At 41.0% G+C, this 24,841-nt stretch carries 24 protein-coding genes; 9 read left to right on the forward strand and 15 right to left on the reverse strand.

Annotated features, from left to right (window positions below; all coding sequences use genetic code 11):
* Positions 1-2: 2 nt before the first annotated feature.
* From hslU to priA, 4 genes are all read right to left on the reverse strand, one after another.
* Complete coding sequence (hslU, locus tag ACOB82_RS14560; protein ID WP_448213706.1) at positions 3-1,331, reverse strand: HslU--HslV peptidase ATPase subunit; 1,329 nt, start codon at positions 1,329-1,331, stop codon at positions 3-5.
* A 37-nt stretch (positions 1,332-1,368) separates the two neighbouring features.
* Entirely contained in the window at positions 1,369-1,887 is a 519-nt protein-coding gene (gene hslV / locus ACOB82_RS14565; protein ID WP_448213707.1) for an ATP-dependent protease subunit HslV, read from the reverse strand.
* Between the two features lie 116 nt (positions 1,888-2,003).
* Complete coding sequence (locus ACOB82_RS14570) at positions 2,004-2,468, reverse strand: SPOR domain-containing protein (RefSeq protein ID WP_448213708.1); 465 nt, start codon at positions 2,466-2,468, stop codon at positions 2,004-2,006.
* A gap of 189 nt (positions 2,469-2,657) precedes the next feature.
* On the reverse strand, positions 2,658-4,853 hold the full coding sequence (gene priA, locus ACOB82_RS14575) for a primosomal protein N' (RefSeq protein WP_448213709.1): 2,196 nt from the start codon (positions 4,851-4,853) through the stop codon (positions 2,658-2,660).
* A 247-nt stretch (positions 4,854-5,100) separates the two neighbouring features.
* Here priA and rpmE point away from each other — a divergent pair, with 247 nt between their 5' ends.
* From rpmE to alr, 6 genes are all read left to right on the forward strand, one after another.
* Entirely contained in the window at positions 5,101-5,313 is a 213-nt protein-coding gene (gene rpmE / locus ACOB82_RS14580) for a 50S ribosomal protein L31 (protein WP_448213735.1), read from the forward strand.
* A 183-nt stretch (positions 5,314-5,496) separates the two neighbouring features.
* The gene (locus ACOB82_RS14585) at positions 5,497-6,054 is read left to right on the forward strand and encodes an RNA polymerase sigma factor (RefSeq protein WP_448213710.1); all 558 of its coding nucleotides are present in this window, start codon (positions 5,497-5,499) and stop codon (positions 6,052-6,054) included.
* Between the two features lie 3 nt (positions 6,055-6,057).
* A complete protein-coding gene (locus tag ACOB82_RS14590; protein WP_448213711.1) occupies positions 6,058-6,549 on the forward strand; it encodes a hypothetical protein in 492 nt (163 codons plus the stop codon).
* 54 nt (positions 6,550-6,603) lie between these two features.
* Positions 6,604-7,554, forward strand: a complete 951-nt coding sequence (locus ACOB82_RS14595) for a DUF4097 family beta strand repeat-containing protein (RefSeq protein WP_448213712.1) — start codon at positions 6,604-6,606, stop codon at positions 7,552-7,554.
* 111 nt (positions 7,555-7,665) lie between these two features.
* On the forward strand, positions 7,666-9,084 hold the full coding sequence (gene dnaB, locus ACOB82_RS14600) for a replicative DNA helicase (protein WP_448213713.1): 1,419 nt from the start codon (positions 7,666-7,668) through the stop codon (positions 9,082-9,084).
* A gap of 6 nt (positions 9,085-9,090) precedes the next feature.
* Complete coding sequence (gene alr, locus ACOB82_RS14605; RefSeq protein ID WP_448213714.1) at positions 9,091-10,188, forward strand: alanine racemase; 1,098 nt, start codon at positions 9,091-9,093, stop codon at positions 10,186-10,188.
* Between the two features lie 18 nt (positions 10,189-10,206).
* On the opposite strand, the gene ACOB82_RS14610 is transcribed toward alr, so the two are convergent.
* Together ACOB82_RS14610 and ACOB82_RS14615 are read right to left on the reverse strand one after the other, a co-directional pair.
* Positions 10,207-10,626 carry a secondary thiamine-phosphate synthase enzyme YjbQ gene (locus ACOB82_RS14610; RefSeq protein WP_448213715.1) on the reverse strand — a complete coding sequence of 140 codons (420 nt, stop codon included), beginning with the start codon at positions 10,624-10,626 and terminating at the stop codon, positions 10,207-10,209.
* Between the two features lie 77 nt (positions 10,627-10,703).
* Entirely contained in the window at positions 10,704-11,579 is an 876-nt protein-coding gene (locus tag ACOB82_RS14615; RefSeq protein ID WP_448213716.1) for a LysR substrate-binding domain-containing protein, read from the reverse strand.
* 111 nt (positions 11,580-11,690) lie between these two features.
* Here ACOB82_RS14615 and metE point away from each other — a divergent pair, with 111 nt between their 5' ends.
* Complete coding sequence (gene metE / locus ACOB82_RS14620) at positions 11,691-13,979, forward strand: 5-methyltetrahydropteroyltriglutamate--homocysteine S-methyltransferase (protein ID WP_448213717.1); 2,289 nt, start codon at positions 11,691-11,693, stop codon at positions 13,977-13,979.
* A gap of 57 nt (positions 13,980-14,036) precedes the next feature.
* On the opposite strand, the gene ACOB82_RS14625 is transcribed toward metE, so the two are convergent.
* Entirely contained in the window at positions 14,037-14,453 is a 417-nt protein-coding gene (locus tag ACOB82_RS14625; protein WP_448213718.1) for a VOC family protein, read from the reverse strand.
* A gap of 231 nt (positions 14,454-14,684) precedes the next feature.
* Between ACOB82_RS14625 and soxR the strand changes: the two genes are divergently transcribed.
* The gene (gene soxR, locus ACOB82_RS14630; RefSeq protein WP_448213719.1) at positions 14,685-15,149 is read left to right on the forward strand and encodes a redox-sensitive transcriptional activator SoxR; all 465 of its coding nucleotides are present in this window, start codon (positions 14,685-14,687) and stop codon (positions 15,147-15,149) included.
* A 135-nt stretch (positions 15,150-15,284) separates the two neighbouring features.
* Here the strand turns inward: soxR and ACOB82_RS14635 are convergent, their stop codons facing one another.
* From ACOB82_RS14635 to ACOB82_RS14670, 8 genes are all read right to left on the reverse strand, one after another.
* The gene (locus ACOB82_RS14635) at positions 15,285-15,632 is read right to left on the reverse strand and encodes a hypothetical protein (RefSeq protein ID WP_448213720.1); all 348 of its coding nucleotides are present in this window, start codon (positions 15,630-15,632) and stop codon (positions 15,285-15,287) included.
* 361 nt (positions 15,633-15,993) lie between these two features.
* The gene (locus ACOB82_RS14640; protein WP_448213721.1) at positions 15,994-17,553 is read right to left on the reverse strand and encodes a phospholipase effector Tle1 domain-containing protein; all 1,560 of its coding nucleotides are present in this window, start codon (positions 17,551-17,553) and stop codon (positions 15,994-15,996) included.
* 257 nt (positions 17,554-17,810) lie between these two features.
* On the reverse strand, positions 17,811-18,272 hold the full coding sequence (locus tag ACOB82_RS14645; RefSeq protein ID WP_448213722.1) for a chemotaxis protein CheX: 462 nt from the start codon (positions 18,270-18,272) through the stop codon (positions 17,811-17,813).
* Positions 18,273-18,344: 72 nt separating this feature from the next.
* Complete coding sequence (locus ACOB82_RS14650) at positions 18,345-18,857, reverse strand: DUF6702 family protein (RefSeq protein ID WP_448213723.1); 513 nt, start codon at positions 18,855-18,857, stop codon at positions 18,345-18,347.
* A complete protein-coding gene (locus tag ACOB82_RS14655; RefSeq protein ID WP_448213724.1) occupies positions 18,838-21,204 on the reverse strand; it encodes a M1 family aminopeptidase in 2,367 nt (788 codons plus the stop codon). The genes ACOB82_RS14650 and ACOB82_RS14655 overlap by 20 nt, the downstream gene beginning before the upstream one ends.
* 154 nt (positions 21,205-21,358) lie before the next feature.
* Positions 21,359-21,796 carry a zinc uptake transcriptional repressor Zur gene (zur, locus tag ACOB82_RS14660; RefSeq protein WP_448213725.1) on the reverse strand — a complete coding sequence of 146 codons (438 nt, stop codon included), beginning with the start codon at positions 21,794-21,796 and terminating at the stop codon, positions 21,359-21,361.
* A gap of 101 nt (positions 21,797-21,897) precedes the next feature.
* Entirely contained in the window at positions 21,898-22,863 is a 966-nt protein-coding gene (locus tag ACOB82_RS14665) for an NAD(P)-dependent oxidoreductase (protein ID WP_448213726.1), read from the reverse strand.
* 1 nt (position 22,864) lies between these two features.
* On the reverse strand, positions 22,865-23,605 hold the full coding sequence (locus ACOB82_RS14670; protein ID WP_448213736.1) for a substrate-binding periplasmic protein: 741 nt from the start codon (positions 23,603-23,605) through the stop codon (positions 22,865-22,867).
* Positions 23,606-23,795: 190 nt separating this feature from the next.
* On the opposite strand from ACOB82_RS14670, the gene prmA reads away from it, so the two are divergent.
* On the forward strand, positions 23,796-24,683 hold the full coding sequence (gene prmA, locus ACOB82_RS14675) for a 50S ribosomal protein L11 methyltransferase (protein WP_448213727.1): 888 nt from the start codon (positions 23,796-23,798) through the stop codon (positions 24,681-24,683).
* Positions 24,684-24,841: the final 158 nt, after the last annotated feature.

Consider the following 24,841-nt stretch of genomic DNA (forward strand, 5'->3'; position numbering starts at 1 on the left):
AATTACAAAATAAAGCGGCTTAAGTCTTCGTCTTGTACTAGCTCGTTCAAGGTGTTTTCGACATAAGCAGTATCAATAACGATACTTTCGCCACTGCGATCATTGGCGCTAAATGAAATTTCTTCCATCAAACGTTCTAACATAGTGTGCAAACGACGAGCACCAATATTTTCAGTGCTTTCATTGACTTGCCAAGCAGCATTGGCTATGGCGCGAATACCATCTTCACTAAATGAAATATCAACGCCTTCGGTTTTCATTAACGCGATATATTGCTCGGTTAATGACGCGTTCGGTTCAGTTAAAATACGAACAAAGTCTTCAGTAGTTAATGCTTTTAATTCAACGCGAATAGGCAAACGACCTTGTAATTCTGGAATTAAGTCAGAAGGTTTCGCCATTTGGAAGGCACCAGAAGCGATAAACAAAATATGATCGGTTTTAACCATACCGTGCTTTGTGCTAACCGTTGACCCTTCAACTAATGGTAACAAGTCTCGCTGTACACCTTCACGGGATACATCTGGCCCAGAGCTGTCGCCACGCTTACAAATTTTGTCAATTTCATCAATAAAAACAATGCCGTTTTGCTCAACAGCTTCAAGCGCTTTTACTTTGATATCATCTTGATTAACGATTTTTGCCGCCTCTTCTTCTTGCAAGGCTTTAAGCGCATCTTTAATTTTGAGTTTGCGTTTCTTTGTTTTTTCGCCCGACATATTTTGGAACATACTTTGCAATTGCGAAGTCATGTCTTCCATGCCAGGAGGTGCCATAATTTCAACGCCAACAGGGGCTGCGGTAATATCAATTTCCACTTCTTTGTCGTCTAATTGGCCTTCGCGTAGCTTTTTACGGAAAACTTGACGAGTACTAGAGTTTTCAGCCGTTTCATCATTACCAAAGGTATCACGCGGATTTGGCAGTAACACATCGAGAATACGCTCTTCTGCGGCTTCTTCCGCTAAATGTTGAACGCGAGCCATTTCCTGCTCTTTGGTCATTTTGATCGCCATATCCGTTAAGTCACGAATAATGGTTTCAACTTCTTTACCAACATAGCCGACCTCGGTGAACTTGGTCGCTTCTACTTTGATAAATGGCGCATTCGCCAGTTTTGCTAGGCGGCGAGCAATTTCGGTTTTACCAACACCGGTTGGACCAATCATTAAAATATTTTTTGGCGTAACTTCAGCGCGCAACTCATCGTTAAGCTGCATACGGCGCCAGCGGTTTCTTAACGCAATTGCTACGGCGCGTTTTGCATCTGCCTGGCCAACGATGTGGCTATCGAGTTCGTGCACAATTTCACGTGGGGTCATATTCGACATGGGAATTCCTTAATACGTAGCTTCTTAACTTAGCGGCTTATAATTCGTCGATAGTTTGTTGCTGGTTGGTGAATACACAGATGTCACCAGCAATAGTTAACGATTTTTCGACAATTTCACGCGCAGATAATTCGGTATTTTCTAATAAGGCAAGCGCAGCAGCTTGTGCATAATTACCGCCACTGCCAATAGCAATTAAATCATGTTCAGGCTGAACAACATCGCCATTACCTGTGATAATTAGTGATGCAGTTTCATCGGCTACTACCAGCATGGCTTCCAATTTGCGCAGGGCGCGATCGCTGCGCCAGTCTTTGGCTAATTCAACCGCAGATTTAGTTAAATGACCTTGATGCATTTCAAGTTTGCTTTCAAAGCGCTCAAATAATGTAAACGCGTCAGCGGTACCACCAGCAAAGCCAGCGAGTACTTTGTCATGATATAAACGGCGTACTTTACGAGCATTGCCTTTCATTACGGTATTGCCTAAAGAAACTTGGCCGTCACCGCCAATGGCAACTTTACCGTTACGTCTTACAGATACAATTGTAGTCACACTACACCTCAAACCTAAGGCTGCTCTATTAGCGAGCAGCATTTATTACATGAATCTAAGATGGGTGTGTATTTAGATATTTCAAGAGAGGAAAGGAAATTCGTGCCAGCTTTGCTTTAATTCCATAACCAAATCTGGCAAGTCATGATGTTATTGCGCTTAAGAATGTGCTTATCTTTCTCGGCTGAACGTTTTTTCGGGTAAGGACCCAACGCGACTTTATACCAAGTCCCATTACTGCCATTACTTTCGCTTATTTGTGCCACTAAACCGCTAAAGGCAATTTGTGCCTTCATCGTTTCAGCTTGTTCACGGGTTCTAAAAGAGCCACATTGCATTTTATATGGCCCTTTATTTTCGACTTCGTAATGACCACCTTCAATTTCTTTGCCTTGTTTAAGCTGATCAATGTAGTCCCATTTTTCATCGGGTGGCGCAGGTAATTCGTTATTTTGCTTAACCGTGTTCTTTGGCGGAGCAACAGGTGCTTGAATCGGTTCAACACTTTTTAAAAACCATAAGAAATAGCCGGCACCTATGATAGCGAACAAGGTAATAATGCCAACTAATTTGGCCTTCATTGAGATGCCTGTAGGTTGCGGTTGATTCTTTTTGTAAGGACTTTTCTTTTTGTTGCCTGAGCGAGAAACGTAATCCGTTGGCGCCATAAGGTAATAATTCACGGGGTAGATTTTTTCGCTATTGTAACGGAACTTACTAAAATTAAAACCCTAAAGTGCTATTGATATTTGCGGATATCACCAGCTGTATTACCAACTAAAATCGCTTGGGTCGACATCAATCGACCAGCGCACTTTATTTACCAGTTCATGTTGTTGAATATGTTCAACAATGGCTAACATCGCACTGTGCAGCGCTTTCCTGTTGTGACTTTGAATAATCAGGTGGTACCTAAATTTACCGGCCTTTTTCTCCATTGCCGCAGGTAATGGCCCAACAAACTGACAATGGTCGAAGGCTAGTTGACTCACTGCCGATAATATTTTCATTGGATAAGAAGGATAATTGGCTTCCGCTCGAATAAGCACTTGGTGGCTAAAAGGGGGTAATTGAGCAAATTGTCGTTCACCCAATGCTTGCCGAGCAAAGTGTTGATAGCCATTATTCACTAAATCTTGCAGCAGTGGATGCTGTGGATATTGGCTTTGAATGAGCACCTTACCAGGTTTACTGGCGCGACCTGCGCGGCCAGCAACTTGCACTAATAGCTGTGCCATTTGTTCGGGAGCGCGAAAATCAAAACTAAATAAGGCACCATCAACATCTAAAATTACCACTAAAGTAACGTCAGGAAAATGATGGCCTTTGGCTAACATCTGGGTGCCTAATAAAATATCGTATTCTTTATTATTGATTGCTTGTAGTAATTTAGTGAGCTCACCTTTGCGACGTGTTGAGTCTCTATCAATTCGCACCACTTTTTTATCCGAAAACCACTCGGCTAAGTGTTGCTCTAACTGCTCGGTACCTTGACCTACTGGAGATAACCGCGTGCTACCACATTGTTGGCATTGCTTGATGATGCGTTTTTGGCTACCACAATGATGACAAACCAATAGTTGATCTTTTTGGTGGAAAGTAAAGGGTTTATTACAGCGTTGACAATCGGCAACCCAATGACATTCTTTACAGTTAATAGCCGGCGCAAAGCCACGACGATTAAGAAACACTAATACTTGTTCTTGTCGTGCTAAGGTTTCACTCATCGCTTGTTTAACTGAAGCCGTTATGCCGTTAACCATTTGTTCTTGATTAACATCAACCAGTGCCAACTTGGCCTGAATGCTGTTACCCGCGCGTTTGGTTAATTGGTGGTAATGGTATTTACCTGAAAGTGCATTTTGTAGTGATTCTAAACTCGGGGTTGCACTGCCAAGGACTATGGGAATATTTAATTGGCGCGCACGCAATATCGCGCAGTCGCGGCCATGATATCGGAAACTGTCTTGTTGCTTTAAAGAGTTGTCATGCTCTTCATCAACAATAATCAACCCTAAGTTAGGTGCTGGGGTAAATATGGCTGAACGCGTACCGATAATAATAGCGGCATGACCGAGATAAGCAGCGCGCCAAGTATCAAGCCGTTCTTTATCGTTTAACCCAGAATGATGAAGGTAAATTGGCACATCAAAACGTTGTTCAAAGCGCATCAAGGTTTGCGGGGTTAGGCCAATTTCTGGCACTATCACTAACACTTGCTGATTAGCCGCTAGCACTTGCTCCATGGCTTGCAAATACACTTCGGTTTTTCCACTGCCAGTAATGCCGTCTATTAGGTGGCAAGAGAACTGCTGAGCACTTTGATTTACCGCAGAGACAATAATTGCTTGCTCAGCCGATAATGTTAAACGGTTTTCGGTGATTAACTGCTGTTGTTGCCAAGTAAATGCTGTCGGAATAATTTCTTTTTCAGCAATCAAGCCTTTATCAATTAATGCATTAAGTTGGCTTTTGGTAAAACCCAGCGTTCTAAGTTCCGGCCAGCTACTACCTTGACTATGATTTAAGAATTGAAGCAAGTCTCGTTGCTTTTTGGCGTTAGTGGCAACTTTCGACAGTGCCAAGTCAATATCGGGATCACTCAAAAACCATCGGCTTTGAAAGGTTAAATCTGGCTGCTGTATTTGGCGCAGCAGCACAGGCAGTGCTTGTTGGCAAATGTCGCCTAATGGATGATGGTAGTATTGGCTTAACGTGGTTAAAAATGTCATTAATGACGCGGGAGTAGGGTATTTATCGGTGACTTTTGCGGTTATCGGCTTAATTTTTTCCGCAGCCAGTGTCGCTGTCGTATTTACCTTAACTACTGTACCTATTAATTCGCGTCCGGCAAACGAGACACTTACGCGTTCTCCAACGGCTAAACTCGGTGAGTTTAACGGCTCAGGTACGCTGTAAGTAAATAATTGCCTCATCGGCACAGGCAGAGCGACTTCGATATACACTAATGACTAATTTAATTCGATTATTTTCCAGTTATTGTGACCCGAGCAAGCTACTAGTGCCAAGCTTTGTTGGCGGAAAATTTTCAAAAAATAGTTGTTGGCTATTTTTTTAGCAATTATCGTTTAATTTTGTTGAAGTTAGTTGAAGGATCCAATACAATTCGCCACCATTAATTTTAACTCGTATGGTGCTTAGCGGTAAATTTAAGCTGACTAAGTGGCGATACGGCCTATACAGAGGTTTCCCATGAAAGAAGGTATTCATCCTAATTACGTAGAGATCAAGGCTCATTGTTCTTGTGGTAACGTTATCGTTACTCGCTCTACACGCGCAAAAGATCTTCACTTAGACGTATGTTCTGAGTGTCACCCGTTCTACACAGGTAAGCAAAAAGCTGCTGAAACTGGTGGTCGCGTTGACAAATTCAACAAGCGTTTCGGTATGCTTGGTAAGAAGTAGTTTAATACTTCTTATAAAAGAAAAGCGCCTTATGGCGCTTTTTTTGTGCCTTAAATTTGCTTTTTACTGCTTTGCTAAAAAAAATTTTCCCTTTCATTTAAACCCTTTTTCGTCATACTGCATCTAATCTAATAAACAACGAATAGCATCGTTAAAAAGTAAATGTAAAAAGAGAAAAAATCATTGGATAGTCATCAAGTTATACAAGCGGAAGATCGCTTTAAACAAGATGAAGAGTGCAAGCTGATTAATCAAGCTAAGTCGGGTGATCAGCAAGCTTTTTATCAACTTTATGAACTGCATCATCGGCGGGTATACGGTTTATGCTGGCGGATGTTGGCGGACAAGGAAAGTGCTGAAGATGTGTGCCAAGAAGTATTTGTTCAGGTTTGGCAGAAGCTAGCAAGCTTTCAAGGTAATAGTAAATTTAGTACCTGGCTGCACAGTGTTACAACTAACATTGTTTTAAGCCATTTACGCAAGCAAAAAAACTGGTTGCAGCGAGTATTTAGTATTGAGGATCAGGTCATGGAAGAGGGCAGTTGTGATATGCCTGAAGTTTCAGAGCTTGATAAACATATTCTAAGATTACCTGAAAGAGCGCGATTGGTATTTGTGTTGTTTGCGGTTGAAGGCTATCGGCATGAGGAAATTAGCAAGATGTTAAATATGGCGGTGGGTTCAAGCAAATCCCAATATCATCGGGCAAAGAGTTTATTACAAGAGTGGCTGGAGGCATAAATTATGGCAATTTCAAATGAACAGCTACAGCAAAAAATAGCAGAGCTGCCAAAAGAGATTTCACCAGAGCGTGAACTTTGGACTGGCATTGAAAAAGCGATTAATGATACCGACACTCAAGCTATAAAAACCAAAGATGTGGTTTATCCAGTTGCTTGGGCGGCATCAATTGTTGCGGCGGTTATGTTAACTTGGGTGAATATTGCGCCCACAGATGTGAGCACTGCACAACCATCTTTAGTTGCTGCGCTTAATCAAGATTTTAAGCAGCAAAAGCAATTGATGCTAACCAGTTATGGTCAGCCTGATTTAACTCAATTACCAGCAGATATGCAGGAAGAGTTAGCCAAACTTGCTCAAGCTAGAGCATCGATTACCGCAGCATTAGAAAACGATGAAAACAATACAGATTTAATTAACTTATTGCAGTGGACGCAGCAACAGGAACTAGAGCTCATTAAACGTTTGTATGCACCTAAATGGCAAACAATTTAAGTGACAAACCAGATGAATGGCAAACAGATTAATGAAGTGCAAAAAGAGGTATATATGAAAAGCATTCCAATATTATTCGCTTTACTAACAACAGGATTTGTTTCAAACCTTTGGGCGGGTGAAGTGATAGATGAACAAATGTCAGCGTCTGACGTTTCGGTGATTAACATTGAAAATATTCGCGGTAGCGTCACCATCAATGGCTCAGATAATAATGAAATTACTGCAGTTGGTGAGCTTGGCGAGCATGCGAAAAAGTTTGTTTTTGAACGCAGTGGCAATATGGTGTTGATTAAAGTGGATTATGAAAGCCATAAGTATCACGGCAGTAATAACCGAGATGGTTCGCATTTTACGGTAACTATGCCGAAAAATGTGCGGATGAATTTTGAAAGTATCTCTGCTGATGTAATGGTTACTAATTTAAATGGCAGCGCTGAAGTAAAAACCGTCAGTGGCAATATCAATGCGACTAACGTAACAGAGTCAATTAATTTTAATACCGTTAGTGGTGATATCGACACCAATAATTTGTCAGGCAAAGTAAGATTATCAACGGTGAGCGGCGATATTGATGATAAAAACTCATCAGGTCGATTAAAGCTTAAAGTGGTCAGTGGCGAGATTAAAACTCATTCACAAGCCCGAGAAGTGTCATTAGGCGCGGTATCTGGCGATATTGACTTTCGCTTGAATGAAGTAGATGACTTAATGATTTCTAATGTTAGCGGCAATGTAAAAGGTTCACTTACTTTGCTTGACCATGGCGAAGTGAAAATGTCGGGGGTAAGTTCAGATATTGCATTAGAATTTCAGGATGGTGTTAATGCCGATTTTCGCTTAAATGCGAGTGCTGGCGGCGATATTGTTAATCGCATTACTCGTGACAAAGCAACACGTGCTAAATACGGCCCAAGCTCTGAATTAGATTTTGTTGCTGGTAGTGGAACCGCAACGGTACGTGGTAGTGTAGTTAGTGGTGAAATTAAGGTGACTGCGCGTTAATAGCTGCTTTTATCAAAACCTTTTGATAGCATAAGCAATCTTAGCAATACTCTTAGCAATAGAAGAAAAAGTAGCGCTTGCGCTGCTTTTTCGCGTACTTAGGTAGTCATCATGGCCGAATCTACGCCAGGCAAATATACAAAAGGTAAGAAAGACAATAAAGATGCGCAAATTGACGCATTGAAAATGCCGCCACATTCACTTGAAGCCGAACAATCTGTGTTAGGTGGTTTGTTACTTGATAATGAAACCTATGATCGCGTTAGCGAACGCGTTGTTGCACAAGACTTCTATAGCCGTGGTCATCGCATTATATTTGAAACTATTGGTGCTTTAATTGAAGAAGGTGGACCCGTTGATCTGGTTACCTTAACCCAAGCACTAGAAAACGATCAAAAATTAGAAGATGTTGGCGGTTTTGTTTATATCGCTGAAATGATTCGCAATACGCCAAGTGCCGCCAACATTACAGCTTACGCCACTATCGTCCGTGAGCGAGCAGTTACCCGCGAAATGATCAGTGTCGCTAATGAAATTGCTGAAGCGGGTTATGATACTCAAGGTCGCAACAGCGCGGAGCTGCTTGATTTTGCCGAAACTAAGGTCTTCCAAATTGCCGAAGCTCGCGCCAATAAATCGGAAGGCCCAGAAAATATTCATACGGTGTTAGAAAAAACCGTTGATCGCATCGAAAAACTGTATCAACAGCCCCATGATGGCGTTACCGGCGTGTCTACTGGCTTTGCTGACTTAGATAAAATGACCGCAGGCTTACAGCCATCAGACTTAATTATTGTTGCTGCTCGTCCATCAATGGGTAAAACTACCTTTGCCATGAACTTAGCTGAACATGCAGCGATGAATGAAGATAAACCGGCGCTAATTTTCAGCTTAGAGATGCCTTCAGAACAAATTATGATGAGGATGTTGGCATCCCTTGGCCGTATTGATCAAACCAAAATTCGTACCGGTCAGCTTGATGATGAGGATTGGGCGCGATTATCAACCACCATGGGCACCATGATCGAACAAGGAAAAATGTTTATTGATGATGCTGCCGGCTTAACGCCAACGGAAGTACGTTCTCGAGCCCGTCGTATTGCTCGTGATCATGGCGGCTTAAGTATGATTATGGTGGATTACCTGCAATTAATGCGAGCGCCGCAATTTGCAGATAACCGTACGTTAGAAATTGCCGAAATCTCCCGTTCATTAAAGGCATTAGCGAAGGAGTTACAAATTCCCGTCGTTGCACTTTCTCAGCTTAACCGTAGCTTGGAGCAACGTTCTGATAAACGCCCAGTAAACTCGGATTTAAGGGAGTCAGGCTCTATTGAGCAAGATGCCGATTTAATTATGTTTATCTATCGTGATGAGGTTTATCACGATGATTCTGAATTTAAAGGCATGGCAGAAATTATTATTGGTAAACAGCGTAATGGCCCGATTGGTCGCGTACCGTTAACCTTTAACGGTCAGTGGTCGCGCTTTGATAATTACGCGGGTCCGCATGTCTTAGAAGAAGACTAATATTTAATGACAGTTCGTACCGCTACTGCGGCCATTAATTTACAAGCGTTGGCTCATAACGTTCAGCAAATTCATCAATTAGCTCCTGATAGCAAAATAATGGCGGTGCTTAAAGCCAATGCCTATGGTCATGGTCTTGAGCGAATTGCTAGTGCATTGGCCGATCAAGCTGTTGATGCCTTTGGTGTTGCTCGCCTTGATGAGGCGCTTGCATTGCGCGCTTGTGGCGTGATCAAACCAATAGTGTTAATGGAAGGTTTTTTCAGCGAACAAGAGTTGCCGGTATTGGTAGTCAATAATTTACAAACGGTAATTCATAATCAACAACAATTAGATGCATTATTAAAAGCCGACTTAACAACACCAATTAAGGTATGGCTTAAAGTTGATACGGGTATGCATCGGTTGGGTGTTGATCCACAGCAGTTCAATGATTTCTATCAGGCGTTAAAGCAATCAGCCAATGTTCACAATGATTTAGTATTAATGAGCCACTTAGCGTGTGCTGATGATAGCCAAAGCCATGCCACCATTGAGCAAATTAGCTTATTTGAACAGTTAACTGATACACTGGTTGATGAAATGTCGATGGCAAACTCTGCTGGCGTATATCAGTGGCCTACTTGTCACTATCAATGGGTAAGGCCCGGTTTATTAATGTATGGCGTAAACCCAATGGCAACCGTTGATGCTACTGATGATAACGTGCCAGATATCAAGCCAGTGATGACATTACAGTCTAGTTTAATCGCCAAACGCTTTATCAAACAAGGGGAAGCAGTTGGCTATGGCGCCGCTTGGGTTGCCCCGCATGATACGTATATTGGCGTTGTTGCTATTGGTTATGGCGATGGCTACCCAAGACATGCTACTAATGGTACGCCTGTGTTAATCAACAATAGACGTGTGCCATTGGTGGGACGGGTTTCCATGGATATGATCACGGTTGATTTAGGTGCCCAAAGTAATGATGACATTGGCGATGTCGCGATACTTTGGGGTGAAGGGCTAGCCATTGAAGAAGTTGCTAAATGGGCAACGACTATCCCTTATGAGTTACTGTGTAATATTACCCGTCGTGTCAATATGACTATTTCTTCTTAAGATCAAACTTAACGTATCCTATTCGCCATTGATGGTGGCAACTACTGTTCTTACACCGCCATAATCTCGATGTTCACCAAGGTAAATACCTTGCCAAGTACCTAAATTTAATCGGCCATTGGTAATAGGAACACTGACACTACTGCCTAAAATGCTGGCTTTAATATGTGCCGGCATATCATCATCACCTTCATAGGTATGGCGATAATATGGAGCACGCTCTGGAACAAAGTGATTAAAATGCGACTCCATATCAACCCGTACAGTGGGATCCGCATTTTCATTGATGGTGAGTGAAGCCGAAGAATGCTTAATAAATAAGTGTAATAGGCCGCAATTAATTTGTGTTATTTGTGGCAATTCGCGCAGTACTTTATCAGTGATCAGGTGAAAGCCTCGATGGTGCTTTGCTAAGGTTATCTCGGTTTGGAACCACATGCTGCCTCCATGTTTTCATTCGCAAAGGGAGATTTCATCTTGCCAGTTTCAGCGTTCAAAGTAACGGGCTAAACATATTAGCTAGCCAGCAATTGATTAAATTTTTGTTGAGATGCATGGATTAACTGCTTAATGGCAAAGTGATGGGCTATGGCTGGCTTTATCCTTATATACAGTTTTTTAAGCAAAGGTTTAGGACCTAAAGAAATTGTCGTTATTTCACTGTGCTGTGAGTTATTAATTAGCCAGTTTGGCATGATAGCTACACCATAATTGGCATTGACCATTTGCAACATCGTTAAGGTATTGCTAACGGAGCGAAGGTGTTTGGGCGAGATCTTTGCTGGGCTCAGAAATCGACGAAAGGCATCCAGCTGATGTGCCGGTAATGGATAGGTTAACAAAGTCTCATTGGCTAAATCCTCAGGGATTATCTGTGAATGGTGTGCGAGTGGGTGGCTTTTATTGACAGTAAGTACCTGCTCAAATTGCCCAAGCTCGGCATAATGGTATTTACAATGGCTTGGTTTATCATCACTAAATAACAAATCTAAACTTAAGCAATCTGAAAATTGCTCGCCATGATAATCAAAAACTGTAGTAGGACTTTCTTGCTCTACCATTTGAATAATTGGCACAACCCACTGAAAGCATGCATGACATGCAAATCCTATTGAATAGTTTGAACGGGCTTTTTCAGGTGTTAGCTGGTTAACCGTCTGTTCTATTTTCGGTAAAACATTTTTAGCTAACTCAATAATTTTTAGACCATTATCAGTGAAGGTTAATGGCTGGCTTTTTCTAAGATAGACAGGTCCAGCAAGTTTACTTTCAAGTTCTTTTATTTGGTGAGATAACGCCGATTGGCTAGTAGAAAGTGCCAAAGCTGCCTTGGTTAAACTGCCTTGTTCATGTAATGACAATAAGGTGCGTAGATGCTTTATTTCTAACATGATGAAATTCCTTCAACACAAGTTGAAAATCCTGCGATTGTGATTTTCCTGAGAAATCCAGATTATAAACACCTAAACATCTAGACGTCTATATTCTTTTTTGGAGAACACATGAAAATTCATAATTTAGGGTTTCCTCGTATAGGTAAACATCGCGAATTAAAATTTGCCTTGGAAAAATTTTGGCAAAACAAAATTACTGAAGAGCAATTCTTGAATTCGGCTCAACGCTTACGCCAGCAACACTGGCAGTTGCAGGCCGATGCAGGTCTGGATTTGTTACCAGCAGGTGATTTTGTTCACTATGATCACATACTCACTGCTAGTTTAGCGTTAGGGGTCATACCTAAACGCTTTGGGGCTATCTCTGATAAGTTAGCGTTAGAATTTGCCATTGCTAGAGGCAGTGACAACGCTTGTCACAGCTGCGCGGCTAGTGATATGACGAAATGGTTTGATACCAATTACCATTATTTAGTACCTGAGCTTAACGAAACAATTGATTATGTAGTAGATCCAAGTCATTACCTTGAACAAATAGCGGAAGCTCAGCGTTTAGGAAAGGAAATAAAGCCAGTTATTGTTGGGCCGTTAACTTACCTGTATTTAAGTGAATATCAGGGACAAGATAAGTTAGCGTGTTTACCTGGCTTGTTAGAGGCCTATCAAGAATTGATCTCAGCTATTCAATCGGCTGGCTGTCAGTGGTTGCAAATTGATGAGCCTATTTTGGTGTTAGAGCTGGATAAACAATGGCGACAAGCGTTTATTGATAGTTATCAATCATTATCACTGTCGCAAAGTAAGATCTTACTCGCTACATATTTTGGTTCAGTCAGCCACCAACTTGACGTTATTGCTAAGTTACCGCTAGATGGAATTCATTTAGACACAGTTACTGTGCCATTTGATTGGCAAACTGTAATTGCGCAGTTACCTGAACACTGGGTGATTTCGCTTGGGGTAATAGATGGTCGTAATATTTGGAAAACAGATTTAGTGTCGGTCTATCAGAAGTTACAGCCCATTTATCGTCAGCTAAATCAGCGATTGTGGTTGGCACCTAGCTGTTCGTTATTGCATGTGCCGTATGACGTTACACTTGAACAAAGTTTAGATCCAGAAATTAAATCTTGGTTAGCTTTTGCACAGCAAAAATGTGATGAACTTGTGTTGTTAAAACAGGCGCTTTTAAGTGAGTGTAGCGAACAAATAACCCGATATTCAGCGCAAGTACTTAAGCGCTTAGTTTCAACCAAAGGCAACAACCCTGAAGTTGCCAAGGCAATTGAACAACTAGCTGGGCAAGATGGCTATCGCAGCCAAGGCTTTACTGAGCGTAAAAATATTCAGCAACAAACATTAAAGCTGCCGCTTTTCCCAACCACAACAATTGGCTCATTTCCGCAAACTAGCAACATTAGAACATTACGCGCGCAACTAAAAAAAGGTTTGTTAGATCAGCAAGATTATCAACGGCAAATCAAAGAAGAAATTGCCAATGTCATCGCTCAACAAGAAAAAATCGGGCTTGATGTGTTGGTGCATGGAGAGCCTGAGCGCAATGATATGGTGGAATATTTTGGCGAACTGTTAGATGGTTGCGCAATTACCGAATATGCGTGGGTACAAAGCTATGGCTCTCGTTGTGTTAAACCGCCGATAATTTATGGTGATGTTAGCAGGTCACATAATATGACCATTGAATGGATAAAATATGCCCAGTCATTAACTAAAAAACCAGTTAAAGCCATGTTAACGGGTCCTGTAACTATATTATCTTGGTCGTTTATTCGTGATGATATTGCCCGTGAACGTGTTGCTTTGCAGTTAGCGCTGGCGATTCAGGCAGAAGTTGATGTTTTAGTGGCTGAAAACATTGGAATTATTCAAATAGATGAACCTGCAATTAAAGAAGCAATGCCGTTAAAAGCAAGTCAGTGGCCAGCATATTGCCAATGGGCAACTAAAGCCTTCCGTTTATGTAGTGTTAATGTGCCTGCTGCGACACAAATTCATAGCCATATGTGCTATTCCGAATTTAACGAAATTCTACCGGCAATTATTGCTTTAGATGCTGATGTATTGACGATTGAAACGTCCCGTTCAAATATGGCGTTACTTAATAGTTTTGAACAGCAAGACTACCCTAATGATTTGGGCCCAGGTGTTTATGATATTCACTCGCCAAATGTGCCTGAAATTGATTGGATAAAGCAATTGCTTAACAAAGCCCAACATAGTATTCCAGCTGAGCGGTTATGGGTGAACCCAGATTGTGGGTTAAAAACGCGCTCTTGGTCTGAAACGGAACCAGCTTTAATTAATATGGTTTCTGCAGCAAAAGCACTTAGAGTAGAAAGTACTTCAAAACAGTTACCTGAGTTTGAGTCAGTATAATATTTAGAAGGCATAACTTGATGGCTGAGCGATCAGTTATGCCTTTGCTATTATGAGTTACTCGTCACTATTACGTTGGCTTGGTATATCAGATAAATATTCGACAAATTCAACTTCAAATCCTGCAGGATCTATATAGTAAATATTGCGACGATATTTATGTTCGGCGCCGGGTTTAGCAATTTGAAAACCCGCGCTTTCCATTCGCTCTATAAGCGCGGTTAAATTTTCAGTGACGAAGGCAAAATGGGCTAAACCTATCTGATGATCTGTTAAGTCGCGATTGCTGCCTTCACCATCATCATTAAAGGTTAAATAGTAATAATCGTCGCCAAAATGTAACCACCGACGCGGTTTGCCATACCAAGTTTGTTCGCCTTGGGCTCTAATGTGCCAATGAGGGAAAGCGGCTTGGTAAAATTTAAGGCTTGCTTCAATGTCATTGACCACTAAATTCAAATGTTCTAAATACATAAATAATCCTTAATTACTGTTTATTGGCCTTATTTGTTAGACATGGTTTGATTGAATAACAGAAACAATGTGTCGAAAAATTGTTGACTAAATAGCTTTTTGTTAGTGACTTGCCTTTCAATAGTTGTGGTTAATGTATTCATAATTTACTCCTTGTTATTTGTTACTTGCTAATGCTAAAACCTCAAGTAAACTTGAGGTAAAGTGTTTTTTGAAAAAAGTTGAAAAAATATGCAAGAAGCAACTTGGAGTGTCGGGCGCGTTGCCAAGCGAAGTGGTGTTAAAGTATCAACATTGCATTATTACGAACAAATTGGCTTAATTAAAAGTTGGCGTAATAGTGGTAATCAACGGCGTTATAAACCGGAAGTGCTTAGGCGAATATCTGTAGTGAAAGCTGCACAAAAGATGGGAGTTTCGCTTGAAAGTATCAAACAAGCCTTTGCTAAATTACCAGAGAATAGAACACCAACAAAAGCTGATTGGCAAAAGTTAGCAAGACAATGGCATCAAGAGCTCAATGCAAAAATTAAATATTTAGAAGAATTAAGAGATTCGATAGACGGCTGTATTGGCTGTGGTTGCTTGTCGCTAAAATCTTGCCCGATATACAACCCAGAAGATAGTTTATCAGCGCAAGGTGATGGCGCGGTATTGCTGGAACAAAAAGTTAAACAAAAGGTTATGCAACTCTAACTCTGCATATCGTCTTTCGAATTTAGCTGGGGTAGGGCTCAAATCCGACGATTTCCACCAAAAGCAGCTTGGCCTTTAGTCAAGGTTTCGAACACAGCAAGTAGACACAATACCTCGGACTCAATTGCCACCTGCTTAGTCTCTGCTCAAGTACACAATTGACATGGTTTTACGCAGACTTGTGCAACGGCTTTTGTCGAGCTTTTTACCATAATACTCGCCTTTATCTTCTGCCAATTTCTTCACAGCAATTGCTTTTATCTTATTAGCGCCGCTTAACTTATCTAATTCTTTCAGGCTCAATAACCTTAAGCGATTGTACTTTTTGCGATCATCATCATCACGCCCAAATTTATCGGCACAATAGGCCATAGCGCCGGTATTTGCGCCTAATTTGGTGGCATCTGATAGCAAATCAGCTTTCGCATTGGGTACTACTATGGTGAAAGCAAATGCCATGAACATTGCGAGCAACTTATTCATAAAATCTATCTCCAATTTTCAAAAACCTAACACCTGACCCGTCAGTTTTTCAGTATTAAACATTTACGCCATTACGATTGTAATTATAGCAGTTCTGGCTAAATTCGTTATGAGCCATGCCCGGAAAGTGATGCGTCGGCAAGCCCCCTTACCCTGATAAGGAGACATGTCCACAATTACAGTATTGCCTGCTCTGGCACCTTGGAGCACACCCGCTTTTTAGGTGGTGGCGTACTTGCTCGAGAACACTTGCGGATATAAACGGCTTCACTGTACGATGGACACAGTTTGCTTTATCACAAGTAAAAACAATGATTAAAGTGCCTTCGAAAGCGTTCGATTTAGCGTTGAACAATGAATGCTATTGTGTACGTTTTATCGTTACATCAATATAGCCAATATTATTGGCCATGGCTGATTTAACATCATTGGCAAATAACGTAAGTTCACCATCTTCAGTCACTTTATAGTGTGCTAAACATCCTACTTTTTTTGCCAATTTATCTGTACGACCTACAGATGCGCAAAGGGTAAACCAGTCGGCATCTTTGACTCGTTTCATTCTTCTTGCGAGTTTAATGGGTATTTCTTTCCAACCTAGGCTGACCTCGTCAGTATTCCAACCGCTAGCATTACAGGTAATTGAACCATCTGTCCAAGTATCGTGTTCAGCAGCTGATATTTGGTAAACCTCACCAACTTCAACCAGAATGCTACTGTGGTTAAATATTTTGGTTGAATCGATACTGATGGTAATGCTTTCTTCAGGTTCTAGCGCATGCCAATGTGGGCGCGGGTTTTTTACATAGCGCTTAACGCCAAATCCAGCTTCATTGCTTTGATTAAAACCGTACCAAACATGGTGTGATACGTTAGTTAAAGACTTGGGGCGATAGTCTTTATCAAAGGCTATTCGGTTAGGAATGGCGTTATGTAATACCGGTTTGTGCTGTTTTGACACTTTGTCATTGTCGATCACACAACATAGGCGATCATCTAATGTAAGCCAGTCGATAACTGGCCACCGGTCTTGTTGATGGTTTTTGCCAAGTTCATTGGCTTCGCGTTTTAAGTCGTCCAGCCCTAATTGATTTTTTAATTTAGCGGGCAGCGCTGTGGCTAACGCTTGTTGGCTCGGTAACTTTAGAGCAGGGTCTATTAAACCATGTTGCTTTACTTGGTATGCAATCCAGTTAATTAAATAGCTTAATGCGACATCTGATAAGCCGTCGCGATAATAGCCGCCACCAACGTCACTGTGAGCCCCCGAAAACCATAACTCGATAATTCGTTGTCGATCATAGTTCATTAGAGTCGGTTGAAATGCTTTTCTTTTGTCATCTAGGCTGACCATATGTGTTGCTTGTTTAATTATATGAGAAAGCGTACAGCCATTTTCGAATACAACATCATAATCAGGGCGTTCTGACTTATTTAAGTTTGGTAGGCCAATGCTGGCGACCGTGTCAAATACAGCGAGGTAAATAAAAGGTGCAGTGTTATCGTCGATCAAATCAGATTTTTCAATAATTTTTGCTGCAAAACGTCTCGCAAGTGCTGCGCCGCGTGAAAAGCCAGTTACGATAAGTAGGTCACCAGCTTGATAGACGTCATTGAAATCTTGATAGGCTTTATTGAGAATTGAGGCGACATCACGGTGTTCTAATGACAACCCTTGATTAAGCAATCGTTGCAGCCAGTTGCCATATGTGCCTATACCTTGGTAATAAAAACAATGCTTTACTGAAGAGTGGCTTGAACTGCCACGTTGCTGATCGGCATGGAGGTTGCCACCTGATAAGAAATGGAATTTCAAGACATTGGAGATGTTGTCGTCTTCCTTTTTTCCTTTTTTGATTTGTTGGTTGGCATCTTCCGGCTCATTTCCGGTTCCGTCGAAGTTAAAAATTAATAGTGCCATTATTTGTCCTTAATTTCCTTGGCTGTTAGGTAATAGTCAGGGTATTCCTTCGGTGTAATTCTTCACTAACTTCCTTCACTAACTTGCGTTAACTACGTTTACAAGCGTTCACCTACTGTGAAATTTACTATAGAAGACATTTTATTTTTCGTCTAATGGTCATTGTTTATTGTAATGTTTAGGGCACAAAAAAAGCTCCCTATGGAGCTTTTTTATGAATTTATTATCTCTATGCCTAGTCAAAGCATAGTTGAAGTTTAGTCAAAGCTAAATTCAATATAGGCTTTGCCGTGCGGTGAACTTAGTGGAATGATAACAATCGGTCCTTCCGCTTTATGGTTAATTGTGTGGTTGGTACCTGATACCACCATAGGTGTTGCCATATCGAATTCGAAGCCTTTCTCACTTAGCATACGTTTGGCACCACCAGTTACCATGTTAGTGATTTCGCCTACTAAGTCGGTAATTTCTTCATTAACAGTATCAGGTGCTTCACCTACCATGTTTTTCATGGTCGCAAGTGCTAACGAACCTTCAAACGTAATAGACAGCGAACCTTTTGCTTGATCACTAACCATACCTATCAAGCCAGAAACATCACCTTTAGCAACTTCTCCTTGCTTTAATTTCGGTTTTTCTGGTGTCAATTCCATCATCGCCATTGTAGACATTACATTTAACATCGAAGATAAAAACGGATTAATAAACTCTACATTCATGAAAAATACCGGGCCTTATGTTGCTCAGTGCTTGTGATTGCTAATAATTTAGCATAATTTTTTGATTTCGCACTACTTATTGTTGTCTATTGTGCCAACTTGCTGCGATTTATTAAAGGTTAAACTGACTTGAAAGTCATTATTTTCAAAATTCACAGTATTGACTTGTTTAGGGTAAGTATCGACGAGTAAGTCATTTTTTACCACTAATGGTATTAAAAACTTGTTTAAGCTCACTTCTTGATAAACATAAATTTTATCAAGTTTGTTTTCAACTCCTATCCAAGTTATCGGCAGCTGCTGATTTTCTTGAGAGAGATTAAAGTGGTCGGTTACATACTGTTGAATAAATAATTCGTATTGCGGGTGCTCAGGATTAAAGTGAGTATCGTTAATTCGAGCAATGGCATTTTCGACATCGTGTGCGGTTAATTGATGAATAATTTCGAGTCGTTGGGCTTGGTTATTATAGCTAATGTCAGTAATGGCAAAGAAGTATTTGTGAGCTGCAGCCGAAGCTGCAACTCCCATTAACATTGCGGTAATTAACCAAACGACAAAGGACTTATTTAGCTTTGTTGTCATTACCTGTTTCATCTTTATGTTCTGGCTCGTCGTTGATTGGCTTTAATTCAACATTATAGTCGCGCATCATGTCTTGTTTTTTCTGCTTGTAAAGTTCAAAGCGAGACATAACAGGACGAGCTGGCCAGTAGTTGTTGGTGGTATCGGTATCCGCTGTTTCCCAATTTGGATCTAACGCAATTTCTTTAATTTCTTTGTCGCGAATAAAGAGCTTAGATACTTTAGTTGGGCTTCTACGCCAAATTTCAGCAGGAATACGAACATGCTCTTTGCTGCCGTCTACATAGGTAATATCAAGTAAAATTGGCATCACTAAGCCACCTTTATTTGAAAAATCTACAATGTAGAATTTGCGCTCATCAACTAACAAATCTTTTTCCCATTGTTTCAGGTCTTTTTGTGATTTGTTGTACTTGTTGCGATCAGCATTGGTTGCAGTGAACTTATCATGTTCATTATAGAAATCTAACAACTCTGGCTTGTCATGAGTACGGCGCCAGTTGCCTTTATTTTTGATATCACTAATGAACTCTGGTTGTTCATTATATTGTGCGCGCTCCCAAGCTTCTTCAACATCAGGATTTTGGCTATTAGGACGGTATAAGTGCACAGTATCAATGGCTAAATCAACGTGATCTGTGGTGTAGAACCAGCCACGCCAGAACCAATCTAAATCTACTGCTGATGCATCTTCCATGGTGCGGAAGAAATCGGCAGGTGTTGGGCGTTTAAATTTCCAACGTTGAGCATATTCACGGAAGGCAAAATCAAATAATTCGCGACCCATAATAGTTTCACGAAGAATATTTAATGCTGTTGCTGGCTTACCGTAAGCATTGTTACCAAACTGTAAGATAGACTCAGAGTTGGTCATAATTGGTACTTGGTTGCTACTTTTCATGTAGCTGATCATGCCTTCAGCGTGACCGCGACGAGAAGGGTAGTTTTCTTCCCATGCTTGCTCAGCTAAAAATTGTAAGAAGGTATTTAGGCCTTCATCCATCCAAGTCCATTGACGTTCATCAGAGTTCACGATCATTGGGAAGTAGTTATGACCAACTTCATGAATGATCACCCCGATAAGGCCATATTTAGTGCGACGAGAATAAGTTTTTTCACCGGTTTCTTCGTTTAAGGTTGGACGAGGACCATTGAATGTGATCATCGGATATTCCATACCACCAACTGGACCATTTACCGAGATAGAAACAGGGTAAGGGTAAGCGAAGGTATATTTATTGTATTGCTCCATGGTATGGATGATCGCTTCAGTAGAATAGCGCTCCCATAATGGGTTACCTTCATTCGGGTAGAAAGACATGGCCATAGTATCTGTACCACCTTCTTTATAGCCTTGTGCATCCCAAATAAATTTGCGGCTTGATGCCCAAGCAAAGTCTCGAACATTTTCGGCTTTAAAGTGCCAAGTTTTAGTTTTAGTAGAGCGAGACTTTTCGTTTGCTAACGCTTCTTCAGGCGTAATAACTAATACCGGCTTTTTCGCGGTTTCAGCTTTGGCTAAACGATCACGCTGCTCACTCGTTAATACTTTTTTCGGGTTTTGTAAAACCCCTGTTGCCGCAACTACGTGATCAGCTGGTACGGTAATTTCTACGTCGTAATCACCAAACTCTAAGGTGAATTCACCGCGACCTAAGAACTGTTTGTTCTGCCAGCCCATTACGTCATAGTAAGCAGCTGCACGTGGGAACCATTGGGCTAATTCGTATAAGTAGTTATCGTCTTTTTCAAAGTACTCATAACCAGAACGACCACCTAATACTTTTTGCTCATGTAATTGATAGTGCCAATCAATATTGATTTCGACACTTTTACCTGGCTTAAGAGCAGTTGGTAGATCAACACGCATCATAGTGCCATTAATTACATAATTTAATGGCTTGTCACTGCTGTCAGTGACTTTAGTAATGGTGTAACCGCCATCAAATGCGTCAGTTTCAACTGTAGTTCTAAAGCCGTTAAACGTTACTTTATCCTTTGGTGCCGTATTCGTTAGTTTATAGTCAGAGTCAGACTTCATGCGATTTTGGTCTAACTGAATCCAAAGGTAACGCAGCGAATCTGGTGACTTATTTTTGTAGTCTAACGTTTCAGAGCCGTTTAAACGTTGGGTTTTGTCATCAAGGGCAATGCGAATTTTGTAATCGACTTCTTGTTGCCAGTATTGATGGCCAGGAGCACCAGAAGCAGTGCGGTAGGCGTTTGGCGTTGGTAGTAATTCGTCTAGCTGACGGAATTTGTCATCAAATGGTGCACCTTTTGCGAATGCTACACCTGATATTGCAACAGACAAGCACACGATGGCGCTTTGCAACGACTTTATCATGTTGTTTCCCGATTATTATTGAAGGTAGAAGTTAATCTTTCCTTTTATCACATATCAGGTGTGTGAATAACTGTAACAAAGTTAACTTGCGGTTAATTGGCAGGAATATACGATGAAGTGATGCTTGTTTAAAGAAAGTTATACAAAACTGAGGTTAACCTAAGCAATTTTGACAACGACCATGGGCTTCAACAATCTGGTGGCTAATAGTAAAACCACTGGCATCAGCCATTGCACGAAGTGCTAAATCTAAGTTGTTTGATTGTATTTCTTCGACATGGCCGCATTCATCACAAATTAATAATTGCACAGGGTGGTTGCAATCACTGATATGGTGACACATGACAAAGGCATTAATGGATTCGATTTTATGGACAAAACCCTGTTTGCTTAAAAAGTCTAAGGCGCGATAAATGGTTGCTGGCTTAGCACTGCTGTCGATTTTTTGCAGCTCTGCTAGTAAGTCATAGGCACCTACAGCCCCTTCATGATTGGCTAATAACTTTAATACTTCGGCACGTGCTTTGGTTAAGCGTGCTCCGCGCTTTTCACACACTTGTTGAGCTTTTTCGATTAAAGATTCTAGGTTCATAAACGGACTAAATTATTTTTTTAAAGAGTCTATCACAGGCTGTAAACGCTGAACAATTTATTGCATGAAGGTATTGCGGCAAGGTGTTGCTAATGCATTATTTAACTACCACAAACAAAGGTTTGTTTAAGTACAGTGCTATTGGTTAATGCTTGATTCGGCGGTAGTGGTTCATAGCCATCCAGCAAATATATTACTTTTAAACCTTGCTCTGCTAATTCGATAGCATGTTGAAAATTAATACTAATGGTTGCATCAATGGCTTGCGGATATTTTTCGGCATCGCGGCGAATATATTCTAAAAACTCTTGGTTTACGTGGTGATCATAAAAAACCGCATCGGCGAACTGACATGCTTTATGAGCCGCTAATGTTAGGCCATCAGGGGTGCCGGTCATGGTGTGAATAAAAGTGATCTCCCCCTCAGCAGGAGGCACTTCCGTTTTTAAACTGGTGATTAATTGCTGTTCGGCTTCGGTAATACGGCCGTTTAAAATATTTTGGCCGATATTGCCACGCAAGGTTGTTTCCCAAAATCGACGACGATTAGCCAGCCCTTTTACGCGTGCTTTAACATGATCACGGAATTTAAACGAAAACTCGGCAAGTTTGCCGTAGCCGGAAGGCATCATACGTTCAATTTGTTCACGTAACATTCGTACTAATATAGGCGCACTTCCTGAACTGGAAATGGCCACTATCATTGGGTCACGATCAATAATTGAAGGGGTAATGTAATTACAAAGATCAGGTTGGTCGACGACATTAACCAAGAGCTTTAGGCTTGATGCTTCTTGCTGCACTGTTTGATTGATAATGGCATCATCAGTGGCTGCAATGACGAGTGAATGTTCTGCCATAAATCCGGCTTGGTAATTATGGGGCAACCATTGCAAATCATGTTCAGAAATCAAACGCTGGACACTAATTGAAATTGTGGCGCTCATGATCGTAATGTCATTGGTTGCTTTTAATAACAACTCTATTTTTCGAGCCGCTACTTCACCGCCGCCAACAACTAGTGCGCTGATATGTTTGGCGTCTAAAAAAATAGGAAAATACTGCATATTACAATTGCCACTTATCGATAATTTGTTGATATCGCCCGTCTGATTTTATGTTTTCCAGCGCCGCTTTTAAACGCTTTATAACTACTGGCGATGTATTGACATTGGCGGCTAAATATAAATCTGAGCTAAAATCATTAACCTTGTACACAGTCGTTAATTGCTCGGGATCAAGTCCAGAAGACTCTACTTCGTGTCGCCAAATAATGCTATTAGTGAATACTAGATCTGTTCGTCCCTGAAACAGTTGGTGCCAAAGCGCATCATACTTTTTATTTAGATATAAATTTTTCTCGGGATCAAAGTGGTTATCTAATAAATATTGCTCTGCTAAGTCGTGACGTATTGAGCCAATGGCATATTGGTGGAGTTCAGCTTTATTTGATACCTGAATATCGTGTCGAGATTTTAACGCCATAAAAAACGAATCAATTTGGTAAATTTTGCCTATCCACTGAAATTTTTGTTCTCTGGATGGTGAACGCAACATTGAAAATATTAAGGTGTTAGGTTCAGTTAAGGCGATTTCATAACTTCTTGCCCACGGATAAATAGCTATTTGTCCTTCAAGCTCTGCTTCAGACAAGATCAAAGTGATGAGCTCGACCATGGCACCCGATAAGGAGTTGTCGGTTTGTTGTATTTGTAATGGCGGTAAGTCTTCGGTAACTACTCGAATTGATTCAGCGAAGGTTGCAAAGTTAATCGTTAACAGAAAGAATGCAATATATCTAAACATCATCACAAATTTACCTGACACTTTTACCGGTTAATAGTCGAATCAATCGCCTTAAATAACAATTTAAGTGATGAAACAAGAGGCTTATCCTACACCCAGCGCGCTTTTTAGTCACTAACCCTGTGATGGTAACTACCGAATGCCATTAAGGAGTGGTAAACTTCGCCTAAGTTTAACTTATACAGAGCTCCTTATGCCTTGGATTCAATTAAGGTTACAAGCCAATGAAGAAACCGCTGAAAAGTATAGTGATTGGTTAAGTGCCTGTGGTGCACAAGCTGTAACTTTTATCGACGCTAAAGACACGCCTATTTATGAACCTTTACCCGGTGATGAGGTAGTGTATTGGTCGAATACTATTGTTATGGGGTTGTATGATGCTGCCCACGACATGGATAAAGTTATTGCCTATTTAAAGTCGATTCATCCAGAAAAAGACAATATGGCATATAAGCTTGAGCAGCTGGAAGATAAAGACTGGGAGCGAGAATGGATGGATAACTTCCATCCAATGAAGTTCGGTCAGCGTTTATGGATTTGTCCAAGTTGGCGCGAAGTGCCTGAGCCTGATGCGGTTAACGTGATGCTAGACCCTGGTCTTGCCTTTGGTACAGGTACGCACCCGACTACGGCACTTTGTTTAACGTGGTTAGACGGTTTGGACTTAACCGGTAAAACGGTGGTCGACTTTGGTTGTGGCTCAGGTATTTTGTCATTAGCGGCGTTAAAGCTGGGAGCGAAAGAGGTTATTGGTATTGATATTGACCCCCAAGCGTTGCAAGCCAGTGCCGAAAATGCCAAACGTAATGGTTGTGAAGATAGATTGTCACTGTATTTGCCGAAAGATCAGCCTTCATTAAAAGCTGATGTTGTAGTAGCGAACATTTTAGCCGGACCGCTTAAAGAATTAGCACCAACCATTATTGAGTTTGTAGCGCCAAATGGTTTGCTAGCACTTTCAGGTGTATTAGAAGAGCAAGCACCGGAATTACAAACCATTTATGGTCAATGGTGTGAAATGGATGATATTCAGGTACAGGAAGAGTGGGTAAGGCTTTCCGGCAAACGCAGGCCAGAATAAAACCTCACCGTCAAGCAGAAAATAGTTAAAACTGATTATTTTCTGCTCGGCAAAAAATTAAATAAAAAGTCAATATTAAAAAGTCAAAAAAAATACAAATTTGTTCAATTTATATCCTTTTCAATCCCATTAAAAACACGTAAACTGTGCGCCCTTTT

Source organism: Colwellia sp. MEBiC06753, assembly GCF_053470325.1.

Excerpts from the sequence above, each read along its gene's own strand:
- hslU (WP_448213706.1), bottom strand. The coding sequence starts at position 1,331 with ATGTCGAATATGACCCCACGTGAAATTGTGCACGAACTCGATAGCCAC.
- ACOB82_RS14570 (WP_448213708.1), bottom strand. The coding sequence starts at position 2,468 with ATGAAGGCCAAATTAGTTGGCATTATTACCTTGTTCGCTATCATAGGT.
- rpmE (WP_448213735.1), top strand. The coding sequence starts at position 5,101 with ATGAAAGAAGGTATTCATCCTAATTACGTAGAGATCAAGGCTCATTGT.
- ACOB82_RS14590 (WP_448213711.1), top strand. The coding sequence starts at position 6,058 with ATGGCAATTTCAAATGAACAGCTACAGCAAAAAATAGCAGAGCTGCCA.
- ACOB82_RS14595 (WP_448213712.1), top strand. The coding sequence starts at position 6,604 with ATGAAAAGCATTCCAATATTATTCGCTTTACTAACAACAGGATTTGTT.
- dnaB (WP_448213713.1), top strand. The coding sequence starts at position 7,666 with ATGGCCGAATCTACGCCAGGCAAATATACAAAAGGTAAGAAAGACAAT.
- alr (WP_448213714.1), top strand. The coding sequence starts at position 9,091 with ATGACAGTTCGTACCGCTACTGCGGCCATTAATTTACAAGCGTTGGCT.
- ACOB82_RS14610 (WP_448213715.1), bottom strand. The coding sequence starts at position 10,626 with ATGTGGTTCCAAACCGAGATAACCTTAGCAAAGCACCATCGAGGCTTT.
- ACOB82_RS14615 (WP_448213716.1), bottom strand. The coding sequence starts at position 11,579 with ATGTTAGAAATAAAGCATCTACGCACCTTATTGTCATTACATGAACAA.
- metE (WP_448213717.1), top strand. The coding sequence starts at position 11,691 with ATGAAAATTCATAATTTAGGGTTTCCTCGTATAGGTAAACATCGCGAA.
- ACOB82_RS14625 (WP_448213718.1), bottom strand. The coding sequence starts at position 14,453 with ATGTATTTAGAACATTTGAATTTAGTGGTCAATGACATTGAAGCAAGC.
- soxR (WP_448213719.1), top strand. The coding sequence starts at position 14,685 with ATGCAAGAAGCAACTTGGAGTGTCGGGCGCGTTGCCAAGCGAAGTGGT.
- ACOB82_RS14635 (WP_448213720.1), bottom strand. The coding sequence starts at position 15,632 with ATGAATAAGTTGCTCGCAATGTTCATGGCATTTGCTTTCACCATAGTA.
- ACOB82_RS14640 (WP_448213721.1), bottom strand. The coding sequence starts at position 17,553 with ATGGCACTATTAATTTTTAACTTCGACGGAACCGGAAATGAGCCGGAA.
- ACOB82_RS14645 (WP_448213722.1), bottom strand. The coding sequence starts at position 18,272 with ATGAATGTAGAGTTTATTAATCCGTTTTTATCTTCGATGTTAAATGTA.
- ACOB82_RS14650 (WP_448213723.1), bottom strand. The coding sequence starts at position 18,857 with ATGACAACAAAGCTAAATAAGTCCTTTGTCGTTTGGTTAATTACCGCA.
- ACOB82_RS14655 (WP_448213724.1), bottom strand. The coding sequence starts at position 21,204 with ATGATAAAGTCGTTGCAAAGCGCCATCGTGTGCTTGTCTGTTGCAATA.
- zur (WP_448213725.1), bottom strand. The coding sequence starts at position 21,796 with ATGAACCTAGAATCTTTAATCGAAAAAGCTCAACAAGTGTGTGAAAAG.
- ACOB82_RS14665 (WP_448213726.1), bottom strand. The coding sequence starts at position 22,863 with ATGCAGTATTTTCCTATTTTTTTAGACGCCAAACATATCAGCGCACTA.
- ACOB82_RS14670 (WP_448213736.1), bottom strand. The coding sequence starts at position 23,605 with ATGATGTTTAGATATATTGCATTCTTTCTGTTAACGATTAACTTTGCA.
- prmA (WP_448213727.1), top strand. The coding sequence starts at position 23,796 with ATGCCTTGGATTCAATTAAGGTTACAAGCCAATGAAGAAACCGCTGAA.